This is a genomic window from Nonomuraea aurantiaca (assembly GCF_020215705.1).
Lineage (GTDB): Bacteria > Actinomycetota > Actinomycetes > Streptosporangiales > Streptosporangiaceae > Nonomuraea > Nonomuraea aurantiaca.
In genome coordinates this window covers 563103-577603 of sequence record NZ_JAIWNB010000002.1, presented here as the reverse complement: position 1 = coordinate 577603, position 14501 = coordinate 563103, and the positions used below count along the sequence as shown (strand labels likewise).

Annotated in this window: 17 protein-coding genes; 5 read left to right on the top strand and 12 right to left on the bottom strand. The window is 69.2% G+C overall.

From position 1 onward, the window contains the following. Positions 1–3 precede the first annotated feature (3 nt). A complete protein-coding gene (locus tag LDL49_RS08235) occupies positions 4–438 on the bottom strand; it encodes a nitroreductase family deazaflavin-dependent oxidoreductase (RefSeq protein WP_225290339.1) in 435 nt (144 codons plus the stop codon). Between the two features lie 81 nt (positions 439–519). Here LDL49_RS08235 and LDL49_RS08230 point away from each other — a divergent pair, with 81 nt between their 5' ends. After that, entirely contained in the window at positions 520–3891 is a 3372-nt protein-coding gene (locus LDL49_RS08230) for a WD40 repeat domain-containing serine/threonine protein kinase (RefSeq protein WP_225290338.1), read from the top strand. On the opposite strand, the gene LDL49_RS08225 is transcribed toward LDL49_RS08230, so the two are convergent. Both LDL49_RS08225 and LDL49_RS08220 read right to left on the bottom strand, forming a co-directional pair. Beyond that, entirely contained in the window at positions 3888–4100 is a 213-nt protein-coding gene (locus tag LDL49_RS08225) for a DUF397 domain-containing protein (protein ID WP_225290337.1), read from the bottom strand. The genes LDL49_RS08230 and LDL49_RS08225 overlap by 4 nt on opposite strands. Beyond that, positions 4091–4912: a helix-turn-helix domain-containing protein gene (locus LDL49_RS08220; RefSeq protein WP_225290336.1), complete on the bottom strand. Its 822-nt coding sequence runs from the start codon at positions 4910–4912 to the stop codon at positions 4091–4093. The genes LDL49_RS08225 and LDL49_RS08220 overlap by 10 nt, the downstream gene beginning before the upstream one ends. Before the next feature lie 233 nt (positions 4913–5145). Between LDL49_RS08220 and LDL49_RS08215 the strand changes: the two genes are divergently transcribed. Further along, positions 5146–5562, top strand: a complete 417-nt coding sequence (locus LDL49_RS08215) for an ATP-binding protein (protein WP_308016092.1) — start codon at positions 5146–5148, stop codon at positions 5560–5562. Positions 5563–5888: 326 nt separating this feature from the next. Here LDL49_RS08215 and LDL49_RS59100 read toward each other — a convergent pair whose 3' ends face one another. The 4 genes from LDL49_RS59100 to LDL49_RS08195 all read right to left on the bottom strand — a co-directional run bounded on the left by LDL49_RS59100 (position 5889) and on the right by LDL49_RS08195 (position 8328). Then, positions 5889–6017, bottom strand: a complete 129-nt coding sequence (locus tag LDL49_RS59100; protein WP_225290594.1) for a histidine kinase — start codon at positions 6015–6017, stop codon at positions 5889–5891. 64 nt (positions 6018–6081) lie between these two features. After that, entirely contained in the window at positions 6082–6585 is a 504-nt protein-coding gene (locus tag LDL49_RS08205; protein ID WP_225290335.1) for a DUF7134 domain-containing protein, read from the bottom strand. Between the two features lie 90 nt (positions 6586–6675). After that, entirely contained in the window at positions 6676–7227 is a 552-nt protein-coding gene (locus LDL49_RS08200; RefSeq protein WP_225290334.1) for a hypothetical protein, read from the bottom strand. Positions 7228–7377: 150 nt separating this feature from the next. After that, the gene (locus LDL49_RS08195) at positions 7378–8328 is read right to left on the bottom strand and encodes an NADP-dependent oxidoreductase (protein WP_225290333.1); all 951 of its coding nucleotides are present in this window, start codon (positions 8326–8328) and stop codon (positions 7378–7380) included. Positions 8329–8376: 48 nt separating this feature from the next. Here LDL49_RS08195 and LDL49_RS08190 point away from each other — a divergent pair, with 48 nt between their 5' ends. Then, entirely contained in the window at positions 8377–9000 is a 624-nt protein-coding gene (locus tag LDL49_RS08190; RefSeq protein ID WP_225290332.1) for a TetR/AcrR family transcriptional regulator, read from the top strand. Between the two features lie 87 nt (positions 9001–9087). Here LDL49_RS08190 and LDL49_RS08185 read toward each other — a convergent pair whose 3' ends face one another. After that, positions 9088–9357, bottom strand: a complete 270-nt coding sequence (locus tag LDL49_RS08185) for a RidA family protein (RefSeq protein ID WP_225290331.1) — start codon at positions 9355–9357, stop codon at positions 9088–9090. A gap of 24 nt (positions 9358–9381) precedes the next feature. After that, positions 9382–9945, bottom strand: coding sequence for a TetR/AcrR family transcriptional regulator (locus LDL49_RS08180; protein ID WP_225290330.1), 564 nt, complete (start codon positions 9943–9945; stop codon positions 9382–9384). Between the two features lie 107 nt (positions 9946–10052). On the opposite strand from LDL49_RS08180, the gene LDL49_RS08175 reads away from it, so the two are divergent. Then, entirely contained in the window at positions 10053–10988 is a 936-nt protein-coding gene (locus tag LDL49_RS08175; RefSeq protein ID WP_225290329.1) for an SDR family oxidoreductase, read from the top strand. A 48-nt stretch (positions 10989–11036) separates the two neighbouring features. Here LDL49_RS08175 and LDL49_RS08170 read toward each other — a convergent pair whose 3' ends face one another. The 3 genes from LDL49_RS08170 to LDL49_RS08160 all read right to left on the bottom strand — a co-directional run bounded on the left by LDL49_RS08170 (position 11037) and on the right by LDL49_RS08160 (position 13562). Then, positions 11037–11252 (bottom strand): hypothetical protein, encoded by a 216-nt coding sequence (locus LDL49_RS08170; protein WP_225290328.1) that lies wholly within the window; start codon positions 11250–11252, stop codon positions 11037–11039. Positions 11253–11289: 37 nt separating this feature from the next. Then, positions 11290–11958, bottom strand: coding sequence for an SGNH/GDSL hydrolase family protein (locus tag LDL49_RS08165; RefSeq protein ID WP_225290327.1), 669 nt, complete (start codon positions 11956–11958; stop codon positions 11290–11292). Between the two features lie 119 nt (positions 11959–12077). Then, the gene (locus tag LDL49_RS08160) at positions 12078–13562 is read right to left on the bottom strand and encodes an MFS transporter (protein ID WP_225290326.1); all 1485 of its coding nucleotides are present in this window, start codon (positions 13560–13562) and stop codon (positions 12078–12080) included. Positions 13563–13765: 203 nt separating this feature from the next. Here LDL49_RS08160 and LDL49_RS08155 point away from each other — a divergent pair, with 203 nt between their 5' ends. Continuing rightward, positions 13766–14380: a TetR/AcrR family transcriptional regulator gene (locus tag LDL49_RS08155; RefSeq protein ID WP_225290325.1), complete on the top strand. Its 615-nt coding sequence runs from the start codon at positions 13766–13768 to the stop codon at positions 14378–14380. The last annotated feature ends 121 nt before the right edge of the window (positions 14381–14501 follow it).

The following is a 14501-nucleotide window of genomic DNA, read 5'->3' as shown; positions in this document are numbered from 1 at the left end:
TGCTCAGCGCTCCAGGATCACCAAGGGGATCTCTCGCTCGGCCTTGCTCTGGTAATCGTCATAGAGCGGGAACACCGACGCCATGATCCGCCACAGCGACGGCCTCTCGGCACCGGTGACCGTACGGGCTCGGGCGGTGAAAACGTCCGCGAGCACCTGCACCGTCACCTCGGGATCGGCGACCAGGTTGAGATACCACGCCGGATGGCTGTCGGACCCGCCGTTGGAGGCCACCAGCAGGTAACGGTCACCGTCCTGCCCGTAGATCAAGGCCGTCCGGCGCAACTTGCCGGACTTCCGGCCGCGGGTGCTGAGCAGCAGCGTCGGCCATTCCTGGTACATGTGGCCGTCCCGGCCGTCCGTCTCCACGTATCGGCGGATGTGGTCGGCCACCCAGTCGGTCGGGCTGTCGAGCACTTCTTCGCTGTGTTCCGTCATAGCGAACAGGCTCCTACCTGAACACGGGTTTAAGTCAAGCCGCCCCGCAACCATCCGGTCGGACCCGTAGTCCAACCGGACATGGGAAGCACGTTGGTCGACGGGGACCCGCAGCGGCTCGGCGAATACTGGCTGGCCGCCCGGATCGGGGCAGGCGGCCAGGGGATCGTCTACGAGGCCTACGATCCGGCGGGCGTCAGGGTCGCGGTCAAGGTGCTGCACGGTGACCCGGCCAACCAGGCCGAGCTGCGCGGTCGCATGGCCAAGGAAGCGGTCGCGACGCAGCGGGTGGCCTCGTTCTGTACCGCCAGAGTGCTCGGCGTCCATCTCGAAGGGTCCAGGCCGTACATCGTCAGCGAGTACGTCGAAGGCCCGAGCCTGCGCAAGGCCGGGCGCGTGTTCCGTGGCGACGACCTGCACCGGCTGGCCACGGCGATCGCCACCGCGCTGACCGCCATCCATGACGCGGGCGTCGTACACCGTGACCTCAAGCCCGACAACGTGCTGCTCGGCCCCGACGGGCCCCGGGTGATCGACTTCGGGGTGGCCCGCACGCTGGAGATGTCGCTCACCGCCTCGGGAGTGGTGGCGGGCACGCCCAACTACATGGCGCCGGAGGTGTTCTCGGGACAGCGGGCGGGGCCGGCCGCGGACGTGTTCGCCTGGGGCGCGGTCATCCTGTACGCCGCCACCGGCGAGGACCCGTTCACCGCGGGGGCCCTGGGCGCGGTCATGCACCGGGTGCTCTCCCACGAACCCGACCTGGCCGTGCTGCCCGACTCGCTGCGCCATCTGGTGGGCGCGGCGCTGGCCAAGGAACCGGCCGACCGCCCCACCGCGCGCGAACTGCTGCTCGGCCTGGTCAACGGCGACGGCGTCCTCGACACCCCGCGGCTGCTGGCCCTGGGCGCCGGCGACGGCCGGCGGATCGGGATCGCCGCCGCCGACGGCGAGCGGGTCGGGGTCGCCGCCGACGACCCCGCGCTCGGTGTCATCGCCGAGGACGCCTACGCCGCGCTGTCCCCGGCCGACAAGGAGCTGGTCCCCGAGCTGTTCCTGCGGCTGGTCACGGTGACGGCCAAGGACGAGCTGGCGCTGCGCGAACTCCGCAGGTCAGAGCTCCCTGACGGCATCGAGCGAGTGCTGGACGCGTTCACGTACCTGGTCTCGAAAGGGGATCCGGTACGGCTGCTGCGCCCGGCCCTCCCCCTGGCCTGGCCCCGGCTGCGCGCCTGGATCGCCACGAACCGGGACGGCCTGGTCGTGCACCGCCAGATCTGGACGGCCGCCGAACGCTGGCAGGAGCACGGGCGCCGGGACGCCGACCTGTTCCACGGCAGCTCGCTGGACGACGCGCTGCGCTGGGCCGCGGCCGAGCGCCGGAACATCACTCTCACGCCCGGCGAACGGGACTTCCTCTCGGCGGCCGCCGCGCTCGCCAGGCGCCGATCTCGCAGGACCCGGTTCCTGTCCCTCGGCCTGGCCGTGCTCCTTGCGCTGGCCCTGATAGCGGGAGGTCTGGCCGTACTACAGAGCGTCAGGCTCGCCGAGCAGCGCGACACGGCCGAGTCCGCGCGACTGGCCGGACTGGCCGACACCGTGAGAGGCGCGGACCCTGTGCTGGGCATGCTGCTCAGCGCCACGGCCGGGCGCCTGTCCCCTACGGCCGAGGCCCGGTCGAGCCTGTTCGCCTCGGTCGCCGACCAGGGCGGCGCCGCCTTTCGCGACCCGGACACCGGCCCCGATGTGGTGCGCGCCCTCACCGCCGACGGCCGGTCGCTGATCAGCGTCAGCCCCGACGAGGTCAGGGTGTGGGACGTGTCGTCCGGCAGGCGGACAGGCGGCTTCACCGGACTCGGCCTGACCGCCACGCCCCTGCGCCAGGCCGCGGTCAGCGAGGACGGGCGGCTGCTGGCCGTCGGCGACAGCAAGAGCGTCAGGCTCTGGGACCTGGCCGGCGGCAAGCCCCTGGGCTTGCACATGCCCGCCTCCGACATGGGCGACCTGGAGCTCAGCTTCAGCGGCGGCCTGCTCATCATCGACTGGGGGCAGGGGAAGACCGTCTACAACCCGCGTACCGGAAAGACGACCATGCTGCCCACGCTCGCCAGGGCCGCGATCCACCCGGGCGGCGACTACGCCGTGGCCGGAAACCAGCGCTGGGCGCTCCCGTCAGGTAAGGAACAGCCAGGATTTCCCGGCATCTGCTCCGGCTGCCTCCCCTTCTCGGCGTTCAGCCGCGACGGACGGATGCTCGCCGTCGGCGGCAACACCGACCTCATCGTCTTCGACACCCGTTCTCGCAAGGAGATCACCACGATCTCGGACTGGGAGAGCATGGCGGTGCCGGTGTTCAGCCCGGACGGCAAGGTGCTCGCGGGGTTCGGCTCGACGATCAGGCTCTACCGCCTGAACGCCGACGAACCGCTGATGCTCGAACGCGACATGGTGGCCTCGGTGTCCGCGGTCGCCTTCGGCCCGACCGGGCTGCGTTACCTGAGCGAGGACACGGTCGTCACGCTCCGGCCGTACTTCACCGGGGAAGACGTCCTGGACGAGGTACAGTTCAGCGCCGATGGCAGGCTCCTCGCCACCCACACGCTGGACTCCACCAAGATCACGCTGAACGGCAGGGACTTCGAGGCAGGGGCGTTCCAGAGCTACGACGCCGACCTCTCCTTCAGCCGGGACGGCGGGCGGCTGGCGATCAAACGCAGCGACGACGTCACCGTCTGGGACACCGCCACCCGGCGCGAGCTGGCGAAAATCCCCATTCCCGACGGTTCGGACGGTGCGCTCCTGGCCCCGGCCGGGCTCTGGACGGCCGGCGAGAAGACCTTCACGCTCTGGCAGGTCCCCGGCGGCCGACGCCTCAAGCAGGTGACCAGGCCACGCCTGCTCGGCTGGACGGTAGCCCCTGACGGACGTCTCATCGGCCTGGACGCGAGCCTGCTGCGCCTGGTCGACCTCGAGTCCGGGCGAGCGTTCGGGCCGAGGCTCCTGTTCTCCGGTACGGCGGAGGAGGTCTGGTTCAGCGCCGATCTCAAGCTGGTCGCGGCGAACTTCGCCGGCAAGGTGGGCATATGGGACACGAGCACGGGCGCGCAGGTCGGCGACTGGCTGCGGGCAGGGCAGGCGGCGTGGACCGCCGCGTTCTCCGCCGACGACCGGCTGTTCGCGTTCGCGTCCCAGCAGAAGTCGCTGACCGTCTGGGACGTACGACTGAGCCGGCGGATCGGGCCCGAGATCCAGCTTCCGGACGACGCGCGATCGATCGCCTTCTCCGCCGACTCCACCGAACTTCGGGCCATGGGCAGGGCGGGCCGTCTGACCCGGCTGCCCATGGCGATGGAACCCCTGATGAAGGCAGTGTGCGTACGGGCCGGACGATCATTGACCGAGGCCGAATGGAACCGCTACCTGCCCGACCAGCCGTTTAGAAAGGTCTGCTAAAAGTCGAATTCGCCGTTTCGCCAGCCCTTGCCGAAGGCGGCCCAGACTGAACCACTGACCACCCACGGCTCCAGGTCGGGACGCTCGGTGTCCCGCATCGCGACCCGGCCACCGCTCAGCGGAGCGACCTCGATGCAGTTTCCGCCGTTGTCACCGGAGAATGAGGACTTACGCCACACAGCGGTCCTCAGTTCCTCGTTCAGCTCCATGCTGTCACCAGTCTCTCTTTGATCACCTTGAGCGACACATGCTGGGGAAGCGCCTCCGCGCATATCGCGTCATACCTAACGCTAAGCGCGGCAACCTCGTCCGGGGCGTCTCGCACTTGGCCTTGTCCAGCCGACTCAAGATAGGCGGCGTCCGGCATTCCGTTGCCTTGCGCCAGCATGAACCCACCAAGGAGGCCAGTGGTGGACAGGGCGGAGTAGGGAAGCACTTGAATGGTGATTCGCGTGCTTTCAGCCAATACGATGAGGTGTTCGAACTGGAGGCGAGTCACCGTCTCGCCTCCAACTGGACGGTACAGGATTCCTTCATCCAGAACAGCCCGGAACATCGGCGGTTTCGAGCGTGCAAGGATGGCTTGCCGCTCCATTCTCGCTGCCAGCGCCTCTTCCACCTGCTCGGGTGTTGTACCTGGCTTACCGTTGAAAATGGCGCGCGCGTAATCGGTGGTTTGAAGCAACCCGGGGACGATAAGCGGCTCCCACGTCCGCAAGGCCGTGGCACCCTGCTCGATCTCCAGCCACGGCCGGAACCATTTGGGGCTTCGTTCCCGGCTTATGCTCGGCCAGCGGGCGAGAAGTTCGCCGGACAGGCCCAGCGCCTCCTCACAACGCTCGGTGAAGTCCTTGCTCGGGTTTCTGGCGGCCCGCTCGACGCTACCGACGAGGCTCGGACTGAAACCGACCCTGTTCGCGAGTTGGTCGATGGTGATCCCTTTGTCGATACGGAATTTCCGCAACTCGTATCCGAACCGAGCCAGCGGTCCAGCGTCCGGGTCCCATTCATCAACGCTCACCAAGCACCTCCGCCGTTCTGTCGCCACAAAATCACACAGGCCGACACACACAACATGCGCCCAATCTGTGCGGTGATTGTCCCGCCGATCTCTCACTTAACGTAGCCGTTCGCTGCCACCGTGAGAGGTGACTTTCGAGAGACATCCGCGTGAATTGAGGCTGGCTCATACGCCAGAAAAGCGATCTTGTGTGCGGGCGACAAACGTAGCAACAGGACAAACTCGGGGATTTCATGCTCATGCGAACAGAGGCGGTAACGCTCATCGGAGCGACCAGGCTACGCCGTGGCGACAAGGCTCCCAAGCAGGCCCGGGCCGCCGTTACGTGGTGGCTCACGACCGGTCATCCCGTACTGCTTGACGCACAACAGGTCGTCAGCGAGCTGGTCACGAACGCCTGCACTCACGTGGAGGGCGGCGTACACCGCGAATGGGTCACGGTAATCGCCAGTCGCGGCCCCGGCTTTCTGCGCATTGAGGTCACCGACCCGGGCGCGTTCGCGTCCGAACCGCATGCTCCCCCGTGCCCGTCTCTGGAGACCGAGTCGGGGCGAGGCATTCACATTGTGCGGGAACTGTCCGGCGGAAACTGGGGGACGTTCGTCAATTCAGCGGGCCATCGCGTGGTGTGGGCCGACCTGAGGTGCTAGTCCCGTGGGGGGAAGGCCGGATCGAAATTCGGACCGCGGGTGGATGGCGGCGGTGACGCGTTCTTGAACACTGGGCCAGGCCAACTCCCCGAAGGAAGGTCTGCCCGTGTACGAACGGCTCTCCGATCGCGCCACTTCGATCGTTTTCATTGTCCTGGCGCTCACGATCTCGCTGGGCACCGCCAATATCGCCGATGGGCTCGTCCTCGCCTTATCGCCCTTGCTCGTCGTCCTGGCGATGATGCTCGTCGTCACGCGAGAGGGATACTCCAGAGACGGATGGCGCCGGCTCGGCATGGGCCGGCTCGGCCTGCGAACCTGGCCGCTCACGATCGCCACCACCGCCGGCGTGTGCCTGCTCGCCACCGCGGGGCGTACTCGGCGCCGTCGGCCTGCACGATCACGACGGTGAGCGAGTGGGCGAGGATGTCGTGAATCTCCCGTGCCGCGACCACACGTTTCCGCTGCGCGACGAACCGCTCGCGTTGCAACCGGCTCTCCTCGAGCCGGGCACTCGCCTCACGCAGCGCGCATGTTGGCCTGACGGCCGCGGACGAGATTACCGATGACCCAGACCAGCACAAACAGGATCCCCAGGAACACAGCGTTCTTGAGGACGTTTGTCAGGTATTCAGGGGGGACGCTCCACCGGAAGCCGGCGAGCACGCTGCCGCCGAGCGCGGCACCGAGGGCGAGCAGGCGGACCGGCAGGGACGCGACGTGTGCGGCAACGGTATAGACGACGATCGCCTGCGCGACGTTGGCCGGCAACGGAATCGGCACCACCATGAGCTGCACGGCGAAGGCCGCGACCGGCCAGGCGAGAACCGCGGTCGGAAAGCGCCGCCGTACGGCGAGAGGGAGGATGGCCGCGGTGCCGACGAGAAAGGCCGGCAGCCCCGCAAGAGCACTCGGCAGGCCGAGAACCAGCCACATCAAACCGGCCAATGTCAGATCCAGCATCCTGGGATGCTCGCGTGACCACTGGTCGATGCGGGCGGCGAGGAAAGTCCGCTGCTTCAAGGGTCCCTCGATCTTCCGTGACCGTTCAGCCGAAACGGAAGCCCAGGATAGAGCGGACGATCGCCTCCATTTGCTCGGCGAAGGACGCGGCTAGTACCTGACGCAGTCCTGCTCGGCCAGAACCAGGCTCAGGCCGGATACCTTGTTGTCCGACACATAGAACATGTAGAACGCCGCCTTGTTGCCCGGCACGGTAGCGGTCGGATACCCACCCGGACCACGCCGCAGACCGGGATAGGCGGCCTTCAACTGCGCCTTGCTGGAGCCGAGTCTGATGCCCTGAGGCGTCTTCAGGCCAGGGGGCGCGACGATCATGGACACGCCGTGCTTCTTGGAGATGTACATCCCCACCCGGTAGTTGCCGTACGGGTTCTCCTTGAGGTCCCAGCCCGTACATCTGGCGGAGTCCCCGACCGATTTGTGGACGATCCGACCGGTCGCCTTGGCCTTGGAGGCGGTCATACCAAGCTTCAGATTGCCGTACCCGTACGGCCCCAGCGTCGCCTTCCGCGCGGCGAGCGCCGGAGACGCGACGGCAACCGGCACGACACCTCCCGCCAGCGCCACCACCAGCATGGAACGGCCGATCCGCCGCGCGATCGTCTGCTTCACCAGGTCCTCCTTGATCTTTGACTTGATCACCTTAGTGAGAGTTCGGATCGGTTGTGGACTATTTGCCGGATTGCGAGCAGGCGCACCGCCGCCGTGGGGCCGGATACCCATCGGGCCCGTGGCCGGTTGCCGAGAACGGCCACGGGCGTCCGATCAGCTCCCCAGCACGATCTTCACAAGTCAGTGCACCAGCACGATCTTTCCGCGGGCGTGGCGGCTTTCGCTCAGTTCGTGCGCGGCCGCGGCCTCGGCGAGCGGGAACGCCGCCGCGACCGGCACCCGCAGCCGACCCTCGTCGGCGAGGGTGACCGCGATCGCGAGGCCGTGCACCGCCTGCGGGTCGGCGGGGGCTCCCACGGCCGCACCCGTCTCCTCGGCCGGTGCGCTGTGCGACATGTGCACGCCGTGGGCCGCCGCGGTGAAGTCGGCGATCGTCACCACGCGCGCCGTGTCACCGGCGATGGCGATGAGGTCTGGCAGCGCCCCTCCGGCGCAGTCGAACACCGCGTCCACCCCGGCCGGAGCCAGCGCGCGGACCCGTTCGATGAGCCCCGTCCCGTACGTCGTCGGCTCCGCGCCGAGGGAGCGCAGGAAGTCGTGGTTGTGCTCGCTCGCCGTACCGATGACGGTGGCGCCGCGGGCGACCGCGAGCTGGACGGCGACGGTGCCCACCGCACCGGCCGCGCCCTGCACGAGCACGGTGTGGCCGGCACCGACCGCGAGCCGGTCGAGGACCCGGGTGGCCGTCTCGACACTGCCTGCGGCGCCGCCCGCTTCCTCCCAGCTCCACGCGGCCGGTTTGGGCGCCCAGGCGGCCAGGACCGCGAAGTCGGCATTGGCACCGCGCCCGACCGTGTCGGCCATGCCGAACACCTCGTCGCCGATGCTCACGCCCGTGACGCCGTCGCCGACCTCGTCCACCACACCCGCGGCGTCGAATCCGGTCCGATACGGGAATGTCGTGGGCATCATGTCACGCAGCGCCCCGGAGCGGACGTACGTCTCCCCGGGCGAGATCCCGGAGGCCCGTACGGCGATGCGGATCTCGCCCGGTCCGGCGTGCGGCGCCTCCACCTCGGCGACGTGCACAACGCCGGGCGGGCCGTACTCGGTGAATTGAATTGCTCTCATGCGCCGACCGTAACGGAGCACCCTCTCCGTTTAGCTAAAGTGAGAGCGATGACGGCCCAAGTGATAACGAAGCTCCGCTCGGACGCCCGCGACAACCGCGAACGCATCCTCGCGGTCGCCCGCGCGGCCTTCGCCGCCGAGGGCCTGGACGTGCCGATCCGGGAGATCGCCCGGCGCGCCGAGGTCGGTATCGCGACCGTCTACCGGCACTTCCAGACCAAGGAAGCGCTGCTGGCCGAGGCCTTCGCCGAGCAGATGGCCTCTTGCTCGGCGATCGTGGAGGAGGGTATGGCGGCGCGCGACCCCTGGCGCGGGTTCAGCCTGGTGATCGAGCGGCTCATGGAGGCGAACGCCCTCGACCGAGGCTTCGGCCGCGCATTCACCTCGCGGCTCCCCCAAGCGGCCGACTTCGCCGCGGACCACGCTCGCACGCTGCGTCAACTGCTCGAACTGGTGCGGCGCGCGAAGGAAGGAGGCCTCTTGCGGAGAGATTTCGTCCTGGAGGACATCAGCCTGGCGCTCATGGCGAACGACGGCATCCGCGCCGAATCACCCGAGATGAGAGTGGCGGCGTCGCGCCGCTTCGCAGCCCTGATGATCCAGTCGTTCCAGGCGAGCCCGGCCCCGGCGCCGCTTCCGCCACCCGTCCGACTGCCCCTCTCCAGGCATTAGAGGCCCCGAAGGCCGACGGGTCGTCCTGCTCCATCAGACACCGATGTAACCGATGGCGGGGCGCAAGCGAGGGATTGGCGATGGCATCTACCGCGCAGCGACAGCCTCGACTTCCAACAGCCACGCTTCGTCGTAGATGCCGGTGATGATGACCGTCAGAGCGGGGGCGTGGCCGCCGAGTACCTCCTGCCGGATGGCGGAGTTCTCCTCCCGATACGCCCTGTCTGACAGGAACATGGTCACCTTGACCAGGTCGGACAGGCCCAACCCGTGATGAGCCAGCGCAGCCGCCAGGTTGGCCCAGACCTGTCGGCACTGTGCGGCGAATCCGTCTGGGAGGCTGCCGTCCGGCGCCACCGCAGGCGGTGGACCCAGGCGCACTCATTTGCCCGCGGCCACGGCCTTCAACTCGTCGAACGATTCTCGGATGAGTTGCGGGAAGTCCGGCTGGCCGGTGGCGAGCCAATGCACGAACGCGATCTTGAAGACCGCGATCCCCGCCTCGGCGGCCAGGCTCGCGGCCGTGTCCGCGACGCCGCGCAGTCGCAAGGCGTCGGCGAGCGCCGAGGCGAACGACTCGAGTTTGATCAGCTCACGCTCACGAAGCTCCGCGTTCGCGGCGATGATGGCCTGGCGCTGCCGGGAGTGTTCGCGGCGCTCCTGAAGCTGGGCGGCGGCGGCCTCAAAGGCTGCGGCGACGGCGTCGATCGGCGCTGTGGAAGCAGGGGCCTCGGCTACGGAGCTCACGAGGAGCTCTTGCAGCGCGCCTCCGCCCCAGAACAGCACCTCGCGCTTGTCGGCGAAGTGCCGGAAGAACGTACGCTCCGTGAGCCCCGCCCGGTTGGCGATCTCGGCCACCGTGGTCTGTTCGTAGCCGCGTTCGCCGTAGAGCTCCATTGCCGCTTGCACCAGCCGGCCGCGCGCGTTCGGCTCCCATCGCCCCATGTACCGATCGTACCTTGATGACAGCGACTGACATGCTTGCTATGGTGATGACAGCAACTGACATCAGCCGCACACTCAGTACGGCCGACTTACCTGGGGGTTTTCTCATGCGCGTTTTCGTCACCGGCGCGTCCGGCTGGATCGGCTCCGCCGTCGTTCCCGAGCTCATCGGCGCGGGCCATCAGGTCACCGGGCTGGCCCGCTCGGACGCCTCGGCCGCCGCCCTCACCGCGGCCGGGGCGCAGGTGCACCGCGGCACACTCGATGATCTCGACGGCCTGCGGAGTGCGTCCGACGCGTCGGACGGCGTGATCCACCTCGCGTTCAAGCACGACCTCGCCTTCTCTGGAGACTTCCAGGGCGCCGTCGACGCGGACCGTCGGGCCGTCGAGACCATGGGCGAGGCACTCGCGGGTTCTGAGCGACCGTTCGTCCTCGCCTCGGGGCTGCTCGGACTGGCACCAGGGCAGGTGGCGACCGAGCAGGACGGGCGTGGTCCCGCATCGGATACGGCGCAGCCGGGCAGCGGTCCGCATGCTCGTCAGGTAACCGCGCAGCTGACGCTCGCCCTCGCTTCCCGCGGCGTGCGCTCGTCGGTCGTGCGGCTACCGCCGACGGTGCACGGCGAAGGAGATTACGGCTTCATGGCGACGCTGGTCGGCATCGCCCGTGCCAAGGGCGTCTCCGGCTACATCGGCGATGGGTCCAACCGCTGGCCCGCCGTACACCGGCTCGACGCCGCCCACCTGTTCCGCCTGGCGCTGGAGCAGGCCCCGGCGGGATCGGCGCTGCACCCTGTCGCCGATGAGGGCGTGCCGATCCGCACCGTGGCCGAAGTGATCGGCCGGCAGCTCGGCATCCCAGTGGCCGCCATCTCGCCGGAGAGCGCGGGCGAGCACTTCAGCTGGCTGGCCGGTTTCCTCGCGGCCGACAGCCCGGCCTCGAGCACGCTGACCCGCGAGCTACTGGGGTGGCAGCCGACCCAGCCCGGACTCATCGACGACCTCGAGAAGGGGCACTACTTCCGCAGTTCATCCGCTTGATCAACTGCCACCACGCCAGCCGGCCGGCGGAGGCGCTCAGGGGCCTCATCAGAGGAAAGCGCGAGCGATGTCAAGCCACTTCTGGGCGTCCTCGCCGACTGCCGTGAGGTCGGTCTCGGCTCGGGACCTGCGTTGGGTGACTCGAAGGCAGAAGTCGAGGGCACTGCCCTGAACCCGTTGCACGGCGTCTTCTGGGCCCCATGCCCAGGTTTGGCCCTCGGGGCCAGTCAGCTCGACACGGAACGGCTCTGCCAGAGTAGGCAATTGGGCGGCGTAGAACGTTGGGACCGTGGGCGCCCGGTCACGAGACCAGGCGCAGCCAGGCCGCCGCGAGGGCGGCGTGACCGGCCGGTGTCGGGTGCACGCCGTCCGCGGCCCAGTACTCCGGCCCGGTCGTCGCAGCGAGCTCGGCGAACATGCCGTCGGCGGGAACCAGCTGGGCGCCGTGCTTGCCGGCGAGTTCCCGCACGACCTGGATCTTCGGGTCCAGGTCGGCGCGCCATTCCTTTCGCTCTTCCTCTCCGATGAGCACGCGCGCGACACCGGCCTCGACGACGCTGTGGACCGGCAGGAGGAACGGTTCGATGAGGATCAGCTCGGTGCCCGCCTCGGAGAGGGGCGCGAGCAGACGGTCATAACCCGCTTCGAACTCCTCCACGGGGATCACATACCCCTCCGGGTCCAGCGTGTGCCAGCCCATGTCGTTGATCCCGATGAGGATCGACACCACATCCGGGCGCGCGTCGAGCACGTCCGCCTGCCAGCGGGCTTCGAGGTCCATCACCTTGTTGCCGCCGATCCCGGTGTTCAGCCAGGTCACGGGGCGGTCCGGATGCCGCAGGCCCCACTCGCCCGCGATGCGCAGCGGGTAGCCGAACCCGAGGCCGTCCTCGCTCTCCAGCCGCCGGCAGTCGGTGATCGAATCGCCGGTGAACACCACGGTGCTCCCGGGTCGGAGGGTGATCGTCATGTGTGCTCCTTGACATCGGTTCGGGGGATCGGTTCGGGGAGAGGAAGATTCGCCAGGGAAGGGAGCGCTGTTCAGCTCTCCCAAGTGCCCTGTGGCCAGTGATGATGGCGCGGGGGGTGTCAGGCGTCCTGGGGGACGGTGTCGTCGATGGGAGTGGCCGCCTGGTCGCCGGCGGCGTTCCGGGAGCGGGCGATCCCCCAGCCGACGAGGGCCGCCGCGACGACAGTGAGGGTGAGGCCCGCGAGGGTGACGGCCCGGTGGAACTCGCCGGTCTGCCGCGGGCTCCAGTGGGAGGTGGCGATGTCTCCGGTGAACAGGACGGCGAGGATGGTGCCGGTGACCGCGATGCCGGTGCCGGAGGTGACCTCGGTGGCGGTGTCGACGAGCGCGGTGCCGATGGTGGTCCGGTTCTCGGGCAGGCCGCGGACCACATTGAACCCGGCGACGACGCCGACCACGCGCATCCCGGCCGCCACGAGGACGAGCGCGATCGCGACCCACAGGTAACCGAACCGGCCGAGCAGGCCGTAGACGGCGAGGCCGGACACGACCGCCGCTGAGCTGATCCAGGTGGCCCGGTCCAGGCCGACGCGCTCCACGAACGGGTTGACGAACGCGCTGCCGGCGATGAGGACAACGACCTGCGGCAGCATCCCGACGGCGGCCAGTGCGGGCGGCCAGCCCCAGTCGAGCTGCAGCTGGAGCGTCACCATGTAACCGAGTCCGGCGGTCGCCAGCCCGGTGGCCGCCTTGAAGGCCAGACCGCTGGAGACCAGGGGGAGGGCGAGGAGCCTCAGGTCGAGCAGCGGATGGCGGGCCAGGCGCTCGCGCAGAACGAAGCAGATCGCCGACACGGCGGCCACGGCGGTGGTCACCCAGGGCGCCCAGGATCCGGCGCCCTCGTCCACGAACAGCGTCGGCGCGAGGAGCGCGAGCACGATCGTCGCCGTACCCAGCAGCATCCCGGGAACGTCGAGGGGGTCGCGGTGGAGGCCGGCCGGGTCGTCGGGGGCGATGCCGGACCGTACGCCGAGGAACGCGAGCACGGCGATCGGCGCGTTCACCAGCAGCAGGACCTGCCAGGGCGCGATCGCCAGCACCACGCCGCCCGCCGTCGGCCCGACCGCGAGCCCGACCAGGCCGACGGTCGAGATGAGGGTCAGCGCGCGCACGCGCGGGCCGTCCTCGTCGAACAGCCGGAACGCCAGCGCCATCGACCCCGGGGTCGTCATCGCCGCGGCGGCCCCCATCGTCGCCCGGACGGCGATCAGCTGCTCGGCGCTGGTGACCACGGCGGTCGCCAGGCTCGCCCCGCCGAGCAGGACCAGCCCGACCAGCATGATCCGGCGCCGGCCGAACCGATCGGCGATCGCGCCGAACGCCAACATCAACCCGCCGAACACGACCGCATAGGCGCCCGTCACCCACTGCAACGCGGTCGTCGAGGCGTGCAGCTCGCGTCCGATCACGGGCAGGGCGACGTTCAGGATCGAGTTGTCCAGCATCTCGAAGAGGAACACCGCCGACAGCCCCGCCAACGCGACCCACGCTTCGCGCAGCGACCGGGGAGTACGACCGGGTCGGCCGGCCGCCATCTCATTCATGGAGACCCGCGCCTGTGGAGCGATCCAGCACGGGGCGATCCGGCCGCTCGTGCGGGCCGGTCACCTCCCCTCCCCCGTACGGGACGCGGCGGGGGTGGCGCGGCCCGCAGGGACCCGCTCCGGCGACAATGACGGTGGTCTGTTCGATGGACACACCACTAGATTATCTGACTAAATTAAGTGACACAAGAAAGTGGGACTGGATGCCCAGGACCGGAGCGCGAGGCGGGCCGCAGACGCGCGCGAAGATCTCAGAGGTCGCGACCCGGCTGTTCCTTGAACGCGGATTCGACACGGTCACGGTCACCGAGGTCGCACGGGAGGCCGGGGTCTCCTCCGTGACGGTCTTCAAGCACTTCCCGCGCAAGGAGGACCTCCTCCTGGACCGCGAGGTCGACGCCGTCGGGCTCCTGCGCTCAGCGGTGCGCGACCGCGCCCCGGACGCCGGAGTGCTCCAATCCCTGCGCGATACGGCGTTCCGCCTCCTAGAGGAGCGGCACGCCCTGTCCGGTCTTAAGGACGGGTCCGTCCCCTTCTTCCGGACCGTCGCGGCCTCGCCCGCGCTGGTCGCCCGCGCCAGAGAGATCGCCTCCGACCTCCAGCGGACCCTCGCCGGCGAGCTCGAACACGATCCGGCCTTCGACGGCGACGCATCCTTGCTCGCCGCCTTCTTCATCGCCGGCTACACCGTCGTGCTGGTGGAGACCGCCCGGCGCCTGATCGCCGGAGACCCGGCCGGCACCGTCGCGGACGACCACCGGGCCCGCCTGGAACGCCTGTTCGACGCCCTCAGCAGCGGAGTCGTGCCCCGGACGTGAGGGTCACCGCCGTACGCGCAGCGGCGGGCAGTACGGGGGGCGGTCCTCACGGCCGTAGAGCGCGCAGTGGCGGGCGAGGCCGCCGCCAGCCTCGTCCGCATCCGCCAGGAACTCGTGTGGA